Below are 17,434 nucleotides of genomic sequence, written 5' to 3'. Positions count from 1 at the left end.
GCGTTCATGGATCATACTCCCTTGCTGCCGGCGCGGCCGGACGTCTTTCTGCCGGCGGCAGGCAGCAGGCTCAGGATGAAAAGTAGGAGTGCGGCCACCACAATGGAAGGACCAGACGGCGTGTCGTAGTGCAGCGAGCCGAACAGGCCGCCCACGACAGCAAGGACGCCAATCAGGGAGGCGAGTACCGCCATCACCTCCGGGCTTGCGGAGAAGCGACGCGCCGTTGCGGCAGGAATGATCAGCATCGAGGTGATGAGCATGATGCCGACGATCTTCATGGCGATTGCGATCACCAGCGCCATCAGCAGCATGAAAAACAGCCGCGCCTGGGCGGGCTTCATGCCTTCCGCTTCAGCCAGATCCTCGCTGACGGTGGAGGCGATCAGCGGCCGCCAGAGGAAGGCAAGTGCAGTCACGACCAGCGCGCCACCGCCCCAGATCAATGCGATGTCTGCCGGGGTGACGGCAAGGATGTCACCAAACAGAAAGGCGATAAGGTCGATGCGCACCCAGGTCATGAAGGCAACAAGGACCAGACCGATCGCCAGTGCCGAATGAGAGAGGATGCCAAGCAATGCGTCAGCCGACAGGGACTGCTTGCGCTGCAGGCCGAGCAGCAGCAATGAGACCACCACGGCGATGCCGAACACCGAAAGCAGCAGGTTCACCTCGAAGAACAGCGACAGCGCCACGCCAAGCAAGGCCGAGTGGGCCATCGTGTCACCGAAATAGGCCATGCGGCGCCAGACGACGAAACAACCCAGCGGCCCGGCGGTCAGGGCCACGCCGATGCCGGCGATCAGGGCGCGGACAAAGAAGTCGTCAAGCATGATTGTCCTGCCTGTCTTCGGTCGCAGCGTGGTGATGGGTGTGGCCGTGATGATCGTGACCCGGATGATCGTGCACCGGGTGATCGCGGTCATGATCGTTATGGTGCCCATGGTCATGGCCGTGGTGGTGACCGTCGTCTGGATGACAGTGGTCGGTAATCGAGCCGTCGCCATGCATCACCCGGCCATCCGGCAGATGTGTATGGTCGTGGTGGTGGCTGTAGACGGCAAGGGAACGTGTATTGCCGAACAGCTTCAGGTAGTCGGCGCTCTGGCTGACGGTGTCTGGCGTGCCACGGCAGCAGACATGGCCGTTGAGGCAGATCACCGTATCCGTGCCAGCCATGACCATGTGAAGATCATGTGAAATCATGAGGATGCCGCAGCCTGTTGACGTGCGGATTGAACGAATGAGGTCGTACAGCGCGCTCTCGCCCGCAAAATCGACGCCCTGCACCGGTTCATCGAGTACCATCAGGTCCGGCTTGCGTGCGATCGCCCGCGCCAAGAGCGCCCGCTGGAATTCGCCGCCGGATAGATGACGCACTTCGGAATCCACCAGATGGCGGATGCCGGTGGCCCCCAGCGCATCAAGGAGATCAGCGTCGGAGAGCGAGCCGGTGAGCCGCATCAATCGCCGTACGGAGAGCGGCATGGTCCAGTCAATTGCGAGCTTCTGCGGCACGTAGCCGATCCGCATGTGGGACGAGCGTGTCACCGAGCCCTCGTCCTGCTTGAGTACACCGGTCACCATCTTGGCCGTTGTTGACTTGCCGGCACCATTCGGGCCGATCAATGTCACGACTTCGCCGCGTTTGATGCTCAAATCCACGCCGCGCACAAGCCAGCGCCCGTCGCGGTACACGCCGGCATTCACCAGCGAAACCAACTGCTCGTCGCGAACCGCCTGCGCTGCGACGCGATTGCTCATCAGCATCTTTTCATTCTTTCCCTGTTGTCCGGCGTCATGGCACACGTTATAGCATAACGCAATTAATGTAATAACATTACGCCTGAGAAATAGGAAGCTGTATATGAAGCCTCTCTCGTTCTTCGCCGCAGCAGGTACCGCGCTCGTCGGCGCCACGAGTGCCTTTGCTTCGCCGGAAGTGGTCGTGTCGATGAAGCCGATCCACTCGCTAACGGCCGCGATCATGAAAGGCGTCGGAGAGCCGCACCTGATCGTGGATGGCGCCGCTTCGCCGCATACGTTCAGCATGAAGCCATCGAATGCACGGGCACTTCAAAACGCAGATCTCGTGGTATGGGTCGGCCACGGCATGGAAACCTTCCTGGAAAAGCCCCTAGGCGCCCTCGCCGCCAAGGCTGAAGTCGTCACGCTTGAAGATGCGCCGGGACTCGAAAAGCTTGCCTTTCGCGAAGGCGGTCCGTTCGAAGCTCATGGCCATGGCGACGAGGATCATGACGACCACGGTAATGCTGCAAGCGAAGACCATTCACATAACCATGACGAGCACGACCATGACCAGGGCAGATTCGATACGCATCTCTGGCTGAACCCGGTTAATGCGAAAGCCATGGCGCAGGCGATCGAAAGGAGCCTGATCAAGGTCGATCCGGCCAATGAAGGTGCCTACCAGGCCAACACGGCCGAGTTGCTGCGCCAGATCGATGCCCTGGACGCCGAGATCAAGACGACGGTCGCACCCGTGAAGGACAGGGCCTTCATCGTCTTCCATGACGCCTACCAGTATTTTGAGAAACGTTACGACCTCACGGTCGCGGGCTCGATCACCGTCAGCCCGGAAATGATGCCGGGCGCGGAGCGGCTGAAAGAGATCCGGAAGAAGGTTGCCGATCTCGGCGCGACATGCGTGTTTTCCGAACCACAGTTTGAACCCAAGCTGGTCGCCGTCGTGACTGAAGGAACATCGGCACGCTCCGGCACGCTTGATCCGGAAGCGGCAACGCTGGAGGCCGGACCCGACCTCTATTTCGAGATGATGCGTGGCCTGGCGCGCTCGATCACGGAATGCCTGTCACAGCGAACGTGACGGGCGAATTGGTGAGGACGCGGGAGCCCCGCGTCCTCAAGAGGACTACCGAGCGGCAACGATGCTCGAGATGATGCCGGAGGTGATGGCAACCAGCAGGTAGTTGTTGTCCACCTTGACCCAGTGATGGCCGCGCGGCGGAGCGGAAAGCCGGTAGCGACGGTAGTCGCGGATCTCAGCCATCCGGCGACGGTCGGCAGCCTTGATGCGCTGGCCACGCACCCAGCGGTTCTTCTGAACGACCTTCTTGTTCACATGGACGCGCTTGTCGATCTGCTTTTCGACATGGCGACCGCGATCCGGGCCGTTCCGCCAATCCTGGGCCTGCGCCGCAAACGGCGAGGCAAGAACGGTGGCGGAGATGAGGATGGCAAAGAACTTTTTCATGACTGTCTCCTGATGTTTCACGACCAGGAGACTAGGTTTTCGCCGATGAACGCAAACTGAATTTCAGATTACGTTTTCGTAATGAACTTCGCATGTTAGCGGCACCTATTCAAGCACCCTGCGAGCATCTAAAGCACCTCGTAGACGAAGTGTTCGAAATCTGCCGGCTTGGCTCGGCCTGACGTATCGAAAGCAAACATTCCAGCGAAGGCACCGGTGAAGGAGCCATGTTCTCCGCGACCGCCTTCATCGGACACAACGCCGGCATCCAGTACCAACCCCAGTGTCTGCCACTGCTGCTCACCCGTAGCGCGCCAGAAGAACTGCAGGTCGTTTTCGCGGATCTCCATGGCAAGATGCAGTGCGCCCTGCGGAGCCGCGACGCCGCTTTCCACCGGAAAGATCATTCGCGCATGCGGAAAATCTCCCGGGCATGAGAATATGGTGACGACGCGCCCAAGCTTCTCGTGCAGCGTCACGACGAGCGCATGGAACTTGTGCCGGTTGTAATAATGGGTCAGCCCCGCCGCCTGCTGGTATGTCTCAGGGTCGAACTCGATGACTGTCTCGGCGCGGAAGGAATGATGTTCCTGCCGGCGTGCGACCAGCGACTGTTCGAACCAGGACCCGATGCTTTCGCGGCCGATGAGCCTCAGGTAGCCCGGCCGCTGATCCAGGCTGAAGATCCGTGCCGGGTGCGGCGTGCGCAGCCATTGGAACTCTTCCGGCAGCTTTGTGTCGTTGAACTGCCTCTCGATGCGGCGCGGCTTCTCCACGGGCTCCACGTCGGTTGGCGCCGGAACATCGACATCCGGCACGACGCCACCTTGAGCGAGATACAGCCAGTCATCGTCCTTCCAGACGCACTTCTGAAGTGCGGTTTCTCGTCCCAGGGTGCAGCGTCTGCTGGGCGGCATCGGCCGGCCGCAGAGATGCGTGTGGTAAGGCTGCCCATCGGGCGTCTCGACATATTGCCCATGCCCTGCCCGCTGCAGCACGGCATCGGGATCGTCTTTGGAGGTGATGAGGTGGGTGTTCGGATGCATCTCATACGTGCCGTCGACCGTGCGCGAACGCGCCATCGTCACGGCGTGGCTGTAGCCGGTGCCACCTTCAGCGGTCGTCAGGTAGTACCAGCCATTGCGCTTGAAGAGGTGCGGGCCTTCGACCAGTCCCAGCGGGCTGCCGGCGAAAATGTTCTTGATCGGCCCTTTCAGCGCTTTTGCCTGGGGGTCCCATTCCTGCAACAGGATTCCGTCAAAGGCCGGGTGCTTCGGTGCTCCGCCATAACTCTCGGTGCGGTGGTTCCACTGCATGTTCAGGAACCACATCCGCCCATCGTCATCGTGGAATAGCGAAGGATCGAAGCCGGAGGAGTTTACATAGACCGGATCCGACCACTCACCCTCAATAGCGGGTGACGTGACGATGTAGTTGTGGGCGTCCTTGAAGTTGCCGTCGAGCCGCTTCACGTCGGTATAAACCAGATAGAACAGGCCATTGGCATAGGAGAGGCATGGCGCCCAGACGCCGCAGCTGTCCGGATTACCGCGCATGTCCAGTTGGCTCGCGCGCTCGAGAGGCCGCCGAACCAGCGTCCAGTTCACGAGGTCGCGGGAATGGTGGATCTGGACGCCCGGGTACCACTCGAATGTGGAGGTGGCGATATAGTAGTCCTCACCAACGCGGCAGATGGACGGGTCAGGATTGAACCCGGGCAGGATGGGATTGCGAATCATGTCTCTCCTCCTGAGGCACGTAACTCAGAATTGCGCGAAAAAGATGCCCGGCACACAGGCGCCGGGCACGACCTGGTTTCTACTTGTTACGCGACGGGCCGGGACGTTCGGCGGAAGCGGCCCAGATGTTGATGTTGGCGTCCGTGGCGTATCTGTCGATTTCGGCGAGTTCTTCTGCCGTGAAGTCCGGACGATCAAGCGCCTTTACGCAATCCTCCACCTGGTCCGGACGGCTTGCGCCAATCAGCGCCGTCGTGACCCGCCCGCCCCGCAAGACCCACGCAATCGCCATCTGGGCAAGCGTCTGGCCGCGGCGCTCTGCGATGGCGTTCAGCGCCTGCAGGTTGGCGATGTTCTGGTCGTTCAGGAACGCTGGCCGCAGCGACTTGCCCTGGGCGGCGCGGCTGTCTTCCGGGATGCCGCCAAGATATTTCGAGGTCAGCATGCCCTGTGCTAATGGCGAGAAGACGATCGAGCCGATGCCGAGTTCCTCCAGCGTATCAAGCAGCCCGTCCTCCTCCACCCAGCGGTTGATCATGGAGTAGCTGGGCTGGTGGATCAGGATCGGCGTGCCGAGTTCCTTGAGGATCGCCATCGCCTCGCGGGTGCGTCGCGAATTGTAGGATGAAATGCCGACGTAAAGCGCCCTGCCCGACCGAACGATTTGATCGAGCGCGCCGCAGGTCTCCTCAAGCGGCGTGTCCGGATCAAAGCGATGCGAATAGAAGATGTCGACATAGTCCAGCCCCATGCGCTTCAGGCTTTGGTCGCAGGATGCGATGAGGTATTTCCGGCTGCCCCACTCACCATAAGGACCGGGCCACATGTTGTAGCCCGCCTTTGACGAGATGATCAGTTCATCGCGGTAGCCCTTGAAGTCTTCGCGCAGGATCTGGCCGAAGGCCAGTTCCGCGCTGCCGGGCTTCGGGCCATAGTTGTTGGCGAGATCGAAATGGGTGATGCCGAGGTCGAACGCCTTGCGGCAGATGGCAACCTTGCGCTCATGCGGCGTGTCGTCCCCGAAATTGTGCCACAAGCCGAGCGAGATCGCCGGCAGCTTCAGGCCGGAGCGTCCGCAGCGGTTGTATTTCATGGTCTCATAACGAATGGCGGCCGGCTGCCAGCTCATCGCGTCCCCTCCTCGAATGTCATGGGCAAAAAAACAAAGGGCTGCCTTGCGGGCAGCCCTTCTGGAACTTGTGTCTCAGGCAAACTCCCCGAGGCCGCTGCCCCACGGGCCATGGTGCTTGTCGACGCCGTCGATGCGATCGAAGCCATGCGCGCCAAAGAAGTCACGCTGTGCCTGGACGAGGTTTGCCGTGCCACGGGCACGACGGTAGGCGTCGAAGTAAGACAGCGCGGAAGCCAGCGCCGGCGCCGGCAGACCGGAGAGCGCTGCGAAGGAGACGACGCGACGCAATGCGCCATCGGTATCCTTGACCATCTGTGCGAAGGCCGGGGTGACGATCAGGTTGGCGACATCCGGATCCTTGGTGAAGGCGGACGTGATCTCGTCGAGGAACTGGGACCGGATGATGCAGCCGGCACGCCAGATCCTGGCGATCGTCGGCATCGGCAGGTTCCACTTGTACTCGGCCGAGGCAGCCGCCATGACCGCGAAGCCCTGCGCATAAGCGCCGATCTTGCCGGCAAGCAGCGCGTTTTCGAGATCGTTGATGAAGGCCGCCTTGTCGCTCGGCAGGTCGGCAATCTTCGGAAGACCGAAGATCTTTTCGGCTGCTTCGCGCTCGCTCTTCTGCGACGACAGGATACGGCCAGCGACCGCAGCCTCGATGGCTGTCGCGGCAACGCCCATGTTCTGCGCCTCGATGACCGACCACTTGCCGGTGCCCTTCTGGCCGGCGGCGTCAACGATCAGGTCCACCATCGGCTTGCCGGAGATCGGGTCGGCGGCCTTGAGCACGGTGGCGGAAATCTCGATCAGGTAGGAGTTGAGGCGACCATTATTCCACTTGTCGAAGACCTCGCCTATCTCGGCGGCGCTCATGCCAAGCCCGTCGCGCAGGATACCGTAGATCTCGGCAATCATCTGCATGTCGGCATATTCGATGCCATTGTGGATCGTCTTGACGAAGTGGCCTGCGCCATTCTCGCCGAGCCAGGCGACGCAAGGGTCGCCGTTGAACTTCGCGGAGATCGACGTCAGTACGTTCTCAACGCGCTTCCAGCTTTCTTCCTTGCCGCCGACCATGATCGAAGGACCGTGGCGGGCACCTTCTTCACCACCGGAGACGCCCATGCCGATAAATGTAAGGCCGGAATCCTTGAGGTGATCGAAGCGGCGCATCGTGTCGCGGAAATTGGCGTTTCCGGCATCGATCATGATGTCGCCAGCCGATAGGTATGGACGCAGGAGCTCCATCTGCTGGTCAACCGGATCGCCAGCCTTGATCATGATGATGATCGGCCGCGGCGGGCGGATGGCTGCAACGAACTCTTCCAGCGTTTCGCAGGGGATGATCTGCTTCTGGAGGTGGCCGGCCTGCGCATAAAATTGGCGCGTCGCCTCAGGCGTCCGGTTGAACACGGCAATCCTGTTGCCTTTTTCGGCGATGTTGAGCGAGAGATTAGAGCCCATGACGCCGAGCCCGATTAGGCCTATTTCTGCCTGTTCCACGGATGTGCCTCCATTTGAAGATTCGCGCGATGTTGTTACACCCATATAGGTCGTGAGCAAGCCGATGACGACGCGAAACGATTAAATTTCAGCGACGCCTGATCATCCCGGCCATGCACGATCTTGTTTTGTTCTCATGCATTGCTATGCTGGTTCATCCGAGAGACGACAAGGAGGAGACCCATGGCAGTCTATCAGGCGCGCATCATCCATGTCAGCATCGATCGGCCATGGCAGGAGGTCTATGCCTATGCGTCAAAGCCCGAGAACATGCAGTATTGGGCGTCCGGCCTCGCTGAAGGCCTAAGGCGTGACGGCGACGAATGGATCGGAGATGGCGGACCGATCGGCAGGATTCGCGTGCGCTTTTCACCCAACAACCCATACGGCATTCTCGACCATACAGTCGCGATGGAAGACGGCACGGTGGTTGGTAATCCCATGCGCGTCGTACCCAATGTCGACGGCGCCGAGGTCATGTTCACGCTCTTGAAGCGTCCGGAGATGACAGAGGAAGTCTTCGAGGCCGATGCCGCCCATGTCCAGAAGGATCTGATGGCGTTGAAGGCTGTTCTTGAGGGTAAAGCCTGACGCTCAAGCGGCCGGGCGCCTGCGGCGGTCGGCTTCCTCTTCCATCACGACAAGTGCGCAAGCCGGCTTCGATGGAGAGAGAGCAAACGGCGACATGCGGCAGCGCATGACGACGATTTCACCGTCGAGGTCCACCGCATAGGTCAACGGCAGGCTCTTGCCCTCAAGGCATCGGTCTACCGCCGACTTGAACTCGTTGCGGAAGCAATGGAGACCAACGAACTCGGCGACATGCTTGCCGATCAACTGCTCGCGCGAGATGGCAAAGCGGCTTGCATTCGTGTCGTTGGTGTAGAGTATCCGATATCCCGGCGTGACAACCATGACCCGCTGTGACAGCCGGTTAAGCACGGCGTCATCCAGGAAGCCATCGACGGTCGCATCCTCGATGTTGGCAATCTCGGAGCCTTCCGCATCAGAGGCCTGTGCCTCGTCAGCCTTCCCGCCGGCGAGATAGCGTTCCACGAGCATCTGCATGAGGTGGACATTGCGGCGCACGCAACCGCGATCGTCAGCTTCTTCCTTCAGGAGCTTGAGCGCAAAGCGGAACTGGATGAGGACGCTCGCCTGGTCGCGAGCTTGGGTCGAGAAGATCGCCTCCAGAAGCGGATCGAGCTCTGCATCAAGCTTGGCAATGGTGGCAAGATCCTGCCGCCCGATTGCGCCGTGCAGGTCAGCGTATTTCGCCCAGAAGAGATTTATCAGTGCTTCCAAAAAACCCCTCCCCATATCCGGGGCCACAACCGCTGTGTGTTCATGCGGCTTGGGCAAATCAAAAGCTATACTGATTAAAGCTTCATCTCGGTCGAGATGCAATTTCTAGTCGATGAATTGCTGCAATGGTCGCAGCTTTGCGGAATCATAGGTAACGCTTGATGTGCCAGCGGTCATGGTACCACAGCCACTGCTCCGGATATTCGCGCACCCAAGCCTCTACCTTGTCGTTCAGCAACTGGCCCATCGCCTGCAGATCGAGCTTGCCGGCCGCGTCACGCGGCACTTCGATCTTCGGCTCGATCTCCAGCCGGTAACGGTTATTCGGCAGGCGGATGCAACGGGCCGGATAAACCTCCGCATCGAATTGCCGCACGAGCTTTGCGACCAGCGGATTGGTCTGGACGGGATTGCCGAAGAAGGTCGTCTTGATGCCCTTGCGAAACTTCTGGTCGACGAGCACGCCAATGCCGCCGCCCTCGTCCAGCCGACGCGCAAGCGCGAATGACGAACCAGCATGCGAGGGTACGAGCTGACCCATGCGGCTCGCGCGAAACTCGAAAACCTTGTCGGCGATATAAGGGTTGTTCGGCGGTCGGAACATCACCGTCACTTCAAGGCCGAACGCCTTGCCCGCGACCGGCAGCAGTTCGAAGTTACCAGTATGCGCGGTAAAGACGATGAACGGCCGCGGGTTGTCGCGCAGATCCATGAAGATCGGGATGCCCGACACCTCTACCCTGCCCGGCTCGGCGCGCTCCGGATCAAAGTCGAACAGCCGGTCGAGGAAGACATACTCGGCGGCAAGCCGTCCCATATGGCCCCAACTCGCTATCGCGATCTCCTCCAGTTCCTCGTCCGTCTTCTCCGGATAGGCATTACGCAGGTTGACCCGCATCAGCTTGTGCCGCCCGAGCTTTGGCCCGACCCGGCGCGCCAGCCTGTCCGCGAACCGGATGGCCGGGTCAGCGGGGAAGATCTTGAGGAAATTCAGGAAGCCGAACGCCAGCGTCGCAACCAGCCATTGCTGGAAGTTGCGCAGCTTGAGCACGATCCGGGTGAGGAACATCTTCACGAGAGGTTTCCTCAATCCATGCGAAGCACGATTTTCCCGAAGATCTGGCGACCTTCCATGCGCTCCAGCGCCTTGTTGATCTCGGCGAATGTGACTTCGGTATCAATGACCGGGCGCACGATGCCCTGCGCCATCTTCTGCATCGCGTCCGCCATGTTTTCCATCCGGCAGCCGAAGGAGCCGAGCAGCTTCAACTGCTGCTGGAAGAGCATCATCAGGTTCATTTCGGTCGAGACACCAGAGGTGGAACCGCATGTCACCAGTCGGCCACCACGCTTCAGGCAGAGCATGGAACCCGCCCAGGTGTCTTTGCCGACATGTTCGAAGACAACGTCGACGCCCTTCTTCTTCGTCAGCTTGCGCACGACGCCTTCGAAGCGGTCGGCGCGGTAATTAATGACGTGATCAGCGCCGAGGGCCTTGGCCTTCTCGATCTTGTCGTCGGACCCCACGGTGGTGATGACGGTGCAGCCCATCTTCTTCGCCAGCTGGATTGCCGCCGTGCCGATGCCGGATCCGCCGGCATGTACAAGGATTGTCTCGCCCGGCTGCAGCTTCGCGTTGTCGAACAGCATGTGCTCGACCGTGCCGAACGTTACAGGTGCGAGTGCCGCAGCGACCGCATCGACGCCGGGAGGTGCCGCGACCAGCAGACGCGCAGGCAGGTTAGTCTTCTCCTGCGCGAAACCGTCCAGGTGGAAGCCATGCACGCCGGAGACATTTTCGCACAGGTTGTCGCGCTTCTCGCGGCACGGCTTGCAAAGGCCGCAGGTGCGGGCACCGTAAATCGAAACGAGTTGGCCCGGCAGCACGTTCGACACGCCCGGACCGATTGCTTCTACCACGCCCGATGCTTCCGCACCGATCGTCAGCGGCATCTTTCGCTTGGCGAATGCCATGCCGCGCCAGCCCCAGACGTCGATGTGGTTAAGGGCGACAGCCTTCACACGAAGCGTCACCTCACCCGGACCCGGAGCCTCGGGCTCAGGAATATCCACTGCTTCAAGCCTGCGGTCGTCGATCAGTTGCAGAGCGCGCATAATAGTTCATCCTTCGCCGCAAGGGCGCCAAATCGTCGTCTATTCGTAATGGCGGTGTCTCTAAGACGGTTCCACGGTCATGACAAGGCTGGCGTTCTGCCCGCCAAAACCGAAGGAATTAGAGAGAACGGCTGTCGGCGCCGCGTCCCGCTTCTGGTTCGGCACCACATCAAGCACGATCGTCGGGTCGGGATTATGGTAGTTGATCGTCGGCGGAAGCGTGCCTGTCAGCATGGTCTGGAACGAGAAGACCGCTTCGACCGCGCCGGCAGCCGTCAGCGTGTGGCCGATCATCGACTTGTTGGAAGACACCGGAATGTCCTTCAACCTGTCACCAAATACGGCGAGCATGGAGCCATACTCCATCTTGTCGTTCTCCGGTGTGGAGGTGCCGTGCGCGTTGATATAACCGATGCCACCTTCTTCCATGCCGGCGTCAGTCAGTGCTGCGCGAATGGTCGCGATCGCCGGTCCGCCGTCCGGCGAAGAACGGGTACGGTGGAAGTGATCGGCCTTCTCGCCGACGCCCTTCATGATGCCGAGAACCTTCGCGCCGCGCGCCACCGCCGATTCCAGCGATTCCAGCACCAGCGTTGCAGCGCCCTCGGCAATGACGAAGCCATCGCGGTCCTTGCTGAAGGGCTTGGAAGCCTTTTCCGGCGGATCATTCTGTGTCGAAAGCGCCGAGAGAAGCGAAAAGCGGATCAGAGCTTCGGCGCTCACCGAGCCGTCGGTCGCCACGGTCAGCGCCCGATCCGTGCGCCCCTGACGGATGGCTTCAACGCCAAGCTGAATAGCGGTTGCGCCAGATGCGCATGCGGTCGAGAGCGTCACCGGCAGGCCGCGGGTGCCGAATGTGTCGGCCAGCCGCTCGGAGATCGAGCCGAACTGCACGGCTTCAAGAAACACCGGATCCGGCCGAACGCGCATTGCGGCGAGGAAGCGGTCGTAGGCGTCACCTTCTGCCTTGGACGGTCCCGAACGATCGGCCAGCGCAAACCGATCCGACCATTCCGGCTCGACCGGAGGTGCTGCAAGGAAAAGCGGGCCTTCGAAATCACCGGACAGACCAGCCTGCGCCAGTGCCTCGATCGTTGTCTCGCGAGCGAAGGCGAAGGAACGCTCCACGGAGTTTTCGGCCGGCACCTTGATGAAGTCCACCGTGCCGCTGATGCGCGTCGACAGCTTGTCCGTCGGGAATCGGGTGATCTTGTGGATGCCGGACGTGCCGGAGGTCAAAGCCGCCCAGTTATCCTGCAGGCCCTGACCGAGCGAGGTGATGACGCCCATGCCGGTGACGGCGACGATCGGGCGGCCGAGATGATCCTTGAAGCGTGTCTCGCTCATCGCAATCTCCTTTACGCGGCCGACAGGACGGCAAGCCCCTCGCCGCGCGTATAACCGACTGTCGTCACCACCGCGTGTTTCGCCGGCGCCGTCATCGGCTTCTCATTTTCGGAATCAAATGTCGGGACGGTTGCGCCGCTATCCAGCGTCAGGGCCGCCAGCGCCAGGCCGAGCGGGAACTGTGCTTCCATACCGTGGCCGGTGATGCCGCCGTAACCGCGAATGGGTGCACCATCAAGCTGCGATGCGAGAAGCGACTTTTCGCGCTTGGTAATGTCATGCACGCCGCTGGCGCCGGAGAAAACAACTGTATCAGCCTTGGAGAGATCGCCGGCATGGGCAGCCAGGCGGCTCAAGCGCTTTTCGAGCTTGCCCTCGTCGCGGTTGCCACGGTCGCCTTCGATGGCCTCGATGACGGCATAGATATGTGCACCACGCGCTTCGGCATGCGAACGCGACTCGAGCACGAGGAAGGCACCGACGGAACCCATCATCATGCCGCCGCCATTGTCCTCGGAACGGGACCAGAGCGGATGCCACTCACCCGTCGCATGGGCACGAATGCCTTCAACCAGCAGAATGATGTCGGCGCGTTCCGCGACGAAGGCGCCGCCGACGAGGCTATGCGTGGACTGGCCGGCCTTGATGCGGTGGAATGCGGTCTCGACTGCGGTAATGCCTGCGGCTTCTTCGCCCATGAAGGTACGAGATGAGCCGGTCACTTTGTGCACGATTGAGATATTACCAGCGACCAGGTTGGAAAGCTGGGCCAAGAACAGCGTCGGGCGCAGTTCGGTCGTCAGCTTTTCGTTCAGCAGCAGTTCCCGGTCATTGCGCTTCAGTGCCTCGTCCACGATGAGCGAGTCGACCTTGATGTCGCGCTCGCCACCACCGGCGGCAACGATCATGTCCATCGAGGCACATGCTTCGGCGTCCGCCTTCAGGCCGGCATCATCCAGAGCAAGACCTGCCGAAAACACGCCAAGCCGCTGCCAGTTTTCCATCTGGCGCTGGTCGCCGCGCTTGGGGATTTGTGCCGACCAATCGATCTCCGGCATGGGATGGACCGGGTATGGCGCAAACCGCTCCGTCTCAACCTTCGGCGCACCGACTTCAGCCGCCGAAAGAAGAGCGACATGCGGCTCCTTGCCGACGCCTTGGCAGGTGACGATACCAACACCGGTGATCACGACATCATTGTCAGACTTCATCATGTCCTCTTATGCCTACCCTGATCTCGGATAGGTTCTAGGCGTTCGCGGCAATGGCGTCCATCAGGCCGACTTCTTCGGCGCGCTTGCGCACGACCGGAGCCAGCGGGATTTCACTGAAAGGCATGGTGCGAAGCTTCAACTGCGCGTCGCAGACCTTTTTCCCGTTGCTCGTGATCTTGGCCTTGGTCACGGCGTAACCCGAACCTTCATGCTCCAGGAAGGCCTCGATATCGAGTACGGCGTCCGGCTCCACGAATGTGCGCATCTTGGCGTTGTCGACCGACATAAGAAACGGCATGGCGGCAAAATCGGAAGCAGCCAGCACCAGCATACCGGATGCCTGCGCCATGGTTTCGATCAGAAGCACACCGGGTACCAAAGGCATGCCGGGAAAATGGCCTTCAAACACCGGGCTCTTCGAAGGCACGACCGAACGCGCCTTCAAGGTCTTTGCTCCCAGATCGACCGCTTCGATGCGATCGATCATCTGGAAATATTCGAGCAACATCAGATTGCCGGCAGGCGATCGAAACCGATCAGGCCTTTGCCGCCCTCAGCTCGTCGATCTTGGCGCACAGGTTCTTCAGGACGAAGTATTCCTCTGTGGAAACTTTGCCTTCGTTGACTTCCTGCGTCCACTGCTCGAGCGGGATCTTGATGCCGAATTCCTTGTCGATCGCAAACACGATGTCGAGGAAGTCGAGGCTGTCGATGCCGAGATCATCGATCGTGTGGCTCTCCGGCGTGATGGTCTCGCGATCGATTTCGCTGGTTTCAGCGATAATATCGGCAACTTTGTCGAATGTAGCAGTCACGCCCATGTCCTCTAGAATATGAAAATCAGGTTCCACATAGGGAAATCGTTTCCAAATGCCAATGGCCTCCTGCCAAAGCGGCAAGATTTGCATGGCCCCTGTTGCTAATTCAGCAATGGAGGTCGCCAGAGGCGGTCACAACAATCCCGTCAGTCCAGGCTGCCTGTCAGGCAGCTGAAGCTCGCTGCTCTACAATGGCTGCCCGGATCACCTCAAGCACGGATTGCGCCTGAACGCCGGTGCAGGCCCACTGGCTCGGCTGCCCATCCCAGGCCGTGCCGAGGAACTTGCGGCCGCTGTCCGGCGCCTGGATCGTTTCGCCATCCGCCAGTCCGCCGCAAACCACGCGAACAGGTCCGCTGCGGATGGTGAAGAGATCCGGCCGCACCAGGTAAACACAGGCGGTGCTGTCGTGGACGGCCATGCCGTCGATTCCGACGCGGTTCCTGTAGAAGTCGATGTAATATTGCGAGAGGTCCGACAGGAGCTTCACCGACTTGTCGCCGGCAGCCACCATCTCGGCGAGGTACTGGCTGGACATGATCGTCTTCATGGTCACGTCGAGGCCGACGATCGTGACCTTCCACGGCGTAATGAAGATCAGGTCAGCAGCTTCCGGGTCGCCATGAATATTGGCCTCCGCGGCCGGCGTGACGTTGCCGTTCACGTCGAAGGCGCCACCCATGACAATCACTTCCTTCACAAGCCCGGCAATTTCCGGATCGGCCTGCACGGCAAGCGCCAAGTTGGTCATGCGTCCAACCGCAATCAGGGTCACCTCTCCCGGGTTCTCCCGCACGGTGTCGATGATGAACTGGTAAGCAGGGCGCGGATCGAGCGGCCAGTCGATGACGTCAGGCACGCCGATATTCCCGAGCCCATCGGCGCCGTGGACCACCGAAGCGGCGCGGTCGTCGGTGCGCGCCGGATCGAGTGTTGCGCCAGCGCCCTTGGCGATCGGAGCGGTGATCTCCCACTCGCGATGCAGGAACTGGGCGTTGCGCGTCGTCAGGTCCACACCGACATTGCCGAAGACGGTGGTGACGCCCAGAAGCTCGATCTCCGGGTGGCGATGCAGGAAGAGCAGTGCCATCGCATCATCGACGCCCGGATCCGTATCGAAAATGACCTTATGCATGTGCTATTCCTATGCGACCTCTTGAGGCGCGCACCATAACGCCAAACGCATTCAGTGCAATCCCGGTCCGCGCTGTAAGGCCGTCCAGCGTGGCAGTTGCGGACGCGACGATTCGGTGCGAGAAGCGCCGCGCACCATCCCGCATACCCCGCATCGCCGAGTTCCTCCCTTGCCTGATCTCCTTCCCCACCTGATCCTGCTGCTGCTTGCGGCAGCGTTCTTTGCCGGCTTTGTAGATTCGATCGCCGGCGGCGGCGGTCTCATCGCCATCCCGGCAATGCTGCTCGCGGGCATTCCTCCCTTGGAGGCCCTCGGCACCAACAAACTTCAATCTCAGTTTGGTGCGGCCTCGGCGACGATCGCCTATGCAAGACGCGGCCATGTCGACCTGAAACGGCAGCTGCCGATGGCGGCCATGGCGGTGGTGGGTGGAGCGACTGGCGCGGTCCTCGCCGCGATGGTTCCGGCACAGTTTCTTGCCGCGGCCATTCCCTTCCTGCTGATTGCGATCGCGCTGTTCTTCGCCCTGAAACCGAACCTCAATGACGTCGACAGTCACCGCCGGGTGACACCGCTCATTTTCGGCATCACCTTCGTGCCGCTGATCGGGCTGTATGACGGGCTTTTCGGCCCCGGCGCCGGCTCGTTCTACATGCTTGGCTTCGTGCTTCTCGCAGGCTTCGGCATGCTGAAGGCGACGGCGCACACGAAGCTAATCAACCTCGGCTCCAATTTCGGGTCATTCGTGGTGTTTGCGGTCGCGGGTTCGGTGTACTGGAAGCTCGGGCTTATGATGGGGGCAGCGCAATTTCTTGGCGCTCAGGTTGGCTCACGACTTGCGATGCGCAGCGGGGCAAAGCTGATCAAGCCGCTGCTGGTGATCTCGTGCCTGGCGCTGGCCACCAAGCTTGTCGCCGATCCCATGCATCCTTTGAGGCTCTGGCTGGGCTTCTAGCCCTTCATCTTGAGCGGCAGCCCAGCGGCGATAAAAAACACTTCGTCCGCCTGTGCCGCAATCTTCTGGTGGAGCCGGCCGACGTGGTCCCGGAATTCCCGCGCCATGCGGTTTTCCGGCACAATTCCGAGGCCAACCTCATTCGACACGAGGATCACGCGTCCCTCTGCTTCCGCCAGCACGCCAAGCAACCTGGCAGCTTCAGCCTCGATGTCGCGCTCCTCCATCATCAGGTTGGTGACCCAAAGCGTCAGGCAGTCGAGCAAGATGACAGTGTCAGGATTTACAGTTCGGGAAAGTTCGCGCGCAACATCCATCGGCACCTCATGTGTCTGCCAACCCTCGCCTCGATCGACCCGATGGCGCGCAATTCGCTCGCGCATCTCGTCGTCATAGGCACGCCCGGTCGCCAGGTAATGCCGCGTGAGTCCGGTTTCGATCGCCAGCTTCTCGGAGAAAGCGGATTTGCCGGAACGAGCGCCGCCCAGGACAAGCGTGACGTGGCCGGTTCGAGTCATGAAGATGGGAAAGCCTTGGCCAGAGGAAGCCGGACGATTCGTAGATAAGGAGGCGTCCGGCCCTGTTGGTGATGTTTGCTCTGGATCATTGCACAGCAATGTGTGCAGGCATTCCATATGAGTGTCAATTGCCCCAAAGACAAGACGCGGGCGACACTATCTCCAGCGGAGACAGGGGGAGCCGGTACGCAATACCTAAGACCGGCGCCGTGTGCGGGCTCAACTGCCTGCACGCACACCAATAGCCCGACATCGTTACCGGATCGTTATCGGCATTGGGTTGACTCGAGAAAAATCAGCGGAAGCGAAATTCTGATCTGCCGCCTCCTTGGGACACGGGATGATCCTGACGTCGTTGACGTTAATCTGATCGCCGATGCAGTCTGCGCGGTTGGCAAATGCTGTCTCTCCGCTA

General features: G+C 60.7%; 18 protein-coding genes. 3 read left to right on the top strand and 15 right to left on the bottom strand.

Annotation, left to right across the window (positions count from 1 at the left end):
• Positions 1–11: 11 nt before the first annotated feature.
• Positions 12–833, bottom strand: coding sequence for a zinc ABC transporter permease subunit ZnuB (znuB, locus tag CYG48_RS06680; RefSeq protein ID WP_118849650.1), 822 nt, complete (start codon positions 831–833; stop codon positions 12–14).
• Positions 826–1,770: an ATP-binding cassette domain-containing protein gene (locus CYG48_RS06675; protein WP_118849649.1), complete on the bottom strand. Its 945-nt coding sequence runs from the start codon at positions 1,768–1,770 to the stop codon at positions 826–828. Before CYG48_RS06675 ends, znuB begins: the two co-directional genes overlap by 8 nt.
• A 97-nt stretch (positions 1,771–1,867) precedes the next feature.
• Between CYG48_RS06675 and znuA the strand changes: the two genes are divergently transcribed.
• The gene (gene znuA / locus CYG48_RS06670; RefSeq protein WP_118849648.1) at positions 1,868–2,848 is read left to right on the top strand and encodes a zinc ABC transporter substrate-binding protein ZnuA; all 981 of its coding nucleotides are present in this window, start codon (positions 1,868–1,870) and stop codon (positions 2,846–2,848) included.
• Between the two features lie 45 nt (positions 2,849–2,893).
• Here znuA and CYG48_RS06665 read toward each other — a convergent pair whose 3' ends face one another.
• From CYG48_RS06665 to gndA, 4 genes are all read right to left on the bottom strand, one after another.
• Complete coding sequence (locus CYG48_RS06665; protein WP_118849647.1) at positions 2,894–3,235, bottom strand: RcnB family protein; 342 nt, start codon at positions 3,233–3,235, stop codon at positions 2,894–2,896.
• Positions 3,236–3,363: 128 nt separating this feature from the next.
• Complete coding sequence (locus CYG48_RS06660; RefSeq protein WP_118849646.1) at positions 3,364–4,974, bottom strand: glycoside hydrolase family 43 protein; 1,611 nt, start codon at positions 4,972–4,974, stop codon at positions 3,364–3,366.
• A 79-nt stretch (positions 4,975–5,053) separates the two neighbouring features.
• Positions 5,054–6,103 carry an L-glyceraldehyde 3-phosphate reductase gene (mgrA, locus tag CYG48_RS06655; RefSeq protein ID WP_118849645.1) on the bottom strand — a complete coding sequence of 350 codons (1,050 nt, stop codon included), beginning with the start codon at positions 6,101–6,103 and terminating at the stop codon, positions 5,054–5,056.
• Positions 6,104–6,178: 75 nt separating this feature from the next.
• On the bottom strand, positions 6,179–7,612 hold the full coding sequence (gene gndA / locus CYG48_RS06650) for an NADP-dependent phosphogluconate dehydrogenase (RefSeq protein ID WP_118849644.1): 1,434 nt from the start codon (positions 7,610–7,612) through the stop codon (positions 6,179–6,181).
• Positions 7,613–7,795: 183 nt separating this feature from the next.
• On the opposite strand from gndA, the gene CYG48_RS06645 reads away from it, so the two are divergent.
• Positions 7,796–8,203, top strand: coding sequence for an SRPBCC family protein (locus CYG48_RS06645; RefSeq protein ID WP_118849643.1), 408 nt, complete (start codon positions 7,796–7,798; stop codon positions 8,201–8,203).
• Positions 8,204–8,206: 3 nt separating this feature from the next.
• Here the strand turns inward: CYG48_RS06645 and CYG48_RS06640 are convergent, their stop codons facing one another.
• The 8 genes from CYG48_RS06640 to CYG48_RS06605 form a co-directional block, all read right to left on the bottom strand.
• Entirely contained in the window at positions 8,207–8,917 is a 711-nt protein-coding gene (locus CYG48_RS06640; RefSeq protein ID WP_199925239.1) for a PAS domain-containing protein, read from the bottom strand.
• A gap of 145 nt (positions 8,918–9,062) precedes the next feature.
• Positions 9,063–9,992 carry a lipid A biosynthesis lauroyl acyltransferase gene (locus tag CYG48_RS06635; protein WP_118849641.1) on the bottom strand — a complete coding sequence of 310 codons (930 nt, stop codon included), beginning with the start codon at positions 9,990–9,992 and terminating at the stop codon, positions 9,063–9,065.
• 11 nt (positions 9,993–10,003) lie between these two features.
• A complete protein-coding gene (locus CYG48_RS06630; protein WP_118849640.1) occupies positions 10,004–11,032 on the bottom strand; it encodes a zinc-binding dehydrogenase in 1,029 nt (342 codons plus the stop codon).
• Between the two features lie 60 nt (positions 11,033–11,092).
• The gene (locus CYG48_RS06625) at positions 11,093–12,379 is read right to left on the bottom strand and encodes a beta-ketoacyl-ACP synthase (RefSeq protein ID WP_118849639.1); all 1,287 of its coding nucleotides are present in this window, start codon (positions 12,377–12,379) and stop codon (positions 11,093–11,095) included.
• Between the two features lie 11 nt (positions 12,380–12,390).
• Complete coding sequence (locus CYG48_RS06620; RefSeq protein ID WP_199925238.1) at positions 12,391–13,593, bottom strand: beta-ketoacyl-ACP synthase; 1,203 nt, start codon at positions 13,591–13,593, stop codon at positions 12,391–12,393.
• Positions 13,594–13,627: 34 nt separating this feature from the next.
• Entirely contained in the window at positions 13,628–14,101 is a 474-nt protein-coding gene (locus CYG48_RS06615; protein ID WP_118849638.1) for a 3-hydroxyacyl-ACP dehydratase FabZ family protein, read from the bottom strand.
• 28 nt (positions 14,102–14,129) lie between these two features.
• On the bottom strand, positions 14,130–14,414 hold the full coding sequence (locus CYG48_RS06610) for an acyl carrier protein (RefSeq protein WP_105373468.1): 285 nt from the start codon (positions 14,412–14,414) through the stop codon (positions 14,130–14,132).
• Between the two features lie 160 nt (positions 14,415–14,574).
• Entirely contained in the window at positions 14,575–15,546 is a 972-nt protein-coding gene (locus CYG48_RS06605; protein WP_118849637.1) for a nucleoside hydrolase, read from the bottom strand.
• 169 nt (positions 15,547–15,715) lie between these two features.
• Here CYG48_RS06605 and CYG48_RS06600 point away from each other — a divergent pair, with 169 nt between their 5' ends.
• Complete coding sequence (locus tag CYG48_RS06600) at positions 15,716–16,501, top strand: TSUP family transporter (RefSeq protein ID WP_118849636.1); 786 nt, start codon at positions 15,716–15,718, stop codon at positions 16,499–16,501.
• Here the strand turns inward: CYG48_RS06600 and cobU are convergent.
• A complete protein-coding gene (gene cobU, locus CYG48_RS06595) occupies positions 16,498–17,019 on the bottom strand; it encodes a bifunctional adenosylcobinamide kinase/adenosylcobinamide-phosphate guanylyltransferase (protein WP_118849635.1) in 522 nt (173 codons plus the stop codon). The two genes, CYG48_RS06600 and cobU, sit on opposite strands and share 4 nt — an antisense overlap.
• Between the last annotated feature and the right edge of the window lie 415 nt (positions 17,020–17,434).

Origin of the sequence: Neorhizobium sp. SOG26 (assembly GCF_003491345.1) — a bacterium.
GTDB classification, from domain to species: domain Bacteria; phylum Pseudomonadota; class Alphaproteobacteria; order Rhizobiales; family Rhizobiaceae; genus Neorhizobium; species Neorhizobium turbinariae.
This window is presented reverse-complemented; position numbering and strand designations above follow the sequence as displayed.

Coding starts and splice junctions, on each gene's coding strand:
- CYG48_RS06675 (WP_118849649.1), bottom strand. CDS start 1,770: ATGCTGATGAGCAATCGCGTCGCAGCGCAGGCGGTTCGCGACGAGCAG.
- CYG48_RS06665 (WP_118849647.1), bottom strand. CDS start 3,235: ATGAAAAAGTTCTTTGCCATCCTCATCTCCGCCACCGTTCTTGCCTCG.
- CYG48_RS06625 (WP_118849639.1), bottom strand. CDS start 12,379: ATGAGCGAGACACGCTTCAAGGATCATCTCGGCCGCCCGATCGTCGCC.
- znuB (WP_118849650.1), bottom strand. CDS start 833: ATGCTTGACGACTTCTTTGTCCGCGCCCTGATCGCCGGCATCGGCGTG.
- CYG48_RS06605 (WP_118849637.1), bottom strand. CDS start 15,546: ATGCATAAGGTCATTTTCGATACGGATCCGGGCGTCGATGATGCGATG.
- znuA (WP_118849648.1), top strand. CDS start 1,868: ATGAAGCCTCTCTCGTTCTTCGCCGCAGCAGGTACCGCGCTCGTCGGC.
- CYG48_RS06630 (WP_118849640.1), bottom strand. CDS start 11,032: ATGCGCGCTCTGCAACTGATCGACGACCGCAGGCTTGAAGCAGTGGAT.
- mgrA (WP_118849645.1), bottom strand. CDS start 6,103: ATGAGCTGGCAGCCGGCCGCCATTCGTTATGAGACCATGAAATACAAC.
- CYG48_RS06615 (WP_118849638.1), bottom strand. CDS start 14,101: ATGTTGCTCGAATATTTCCAGATGATCGATCGCATCGAAGCGGTCGAT.
- cobU (WP_118849635.1), bottom strand. CDS start 17,019: ATGACTCGAACCGGCCACGTCACGCTTGTCCTGGGCGGCGCTCGTTCC.
- CYG48_RS06620 (WP_199925238.1), bottom strand. CDS start 13,593: ATGATGAAGTCTGACAATGATGTCGTGATCACCGGTGTTGGTATCGTC.
- CYG48_RS06645 (WP_118849643.1), top strand. CDS start 7,796: ATGGCAGTCTATCAGGCGCGCATCATCCATGTCAGCATCGATCGGCCA.
- CYG48_RS06610 (WP_105373468.1), bottom strand. CDS start 14,414: ATGGGCGTGACTGCTACATTCGACAAAGTTGCCGATATTATCGCTGAA.
- CYG48_RS06660 (WP_118849646.1), bottom strand. CDS start 4,974: ATGATTCGCAATCCCATCCTGCCCGGGTTCAATCCTGACCCGTCCATC.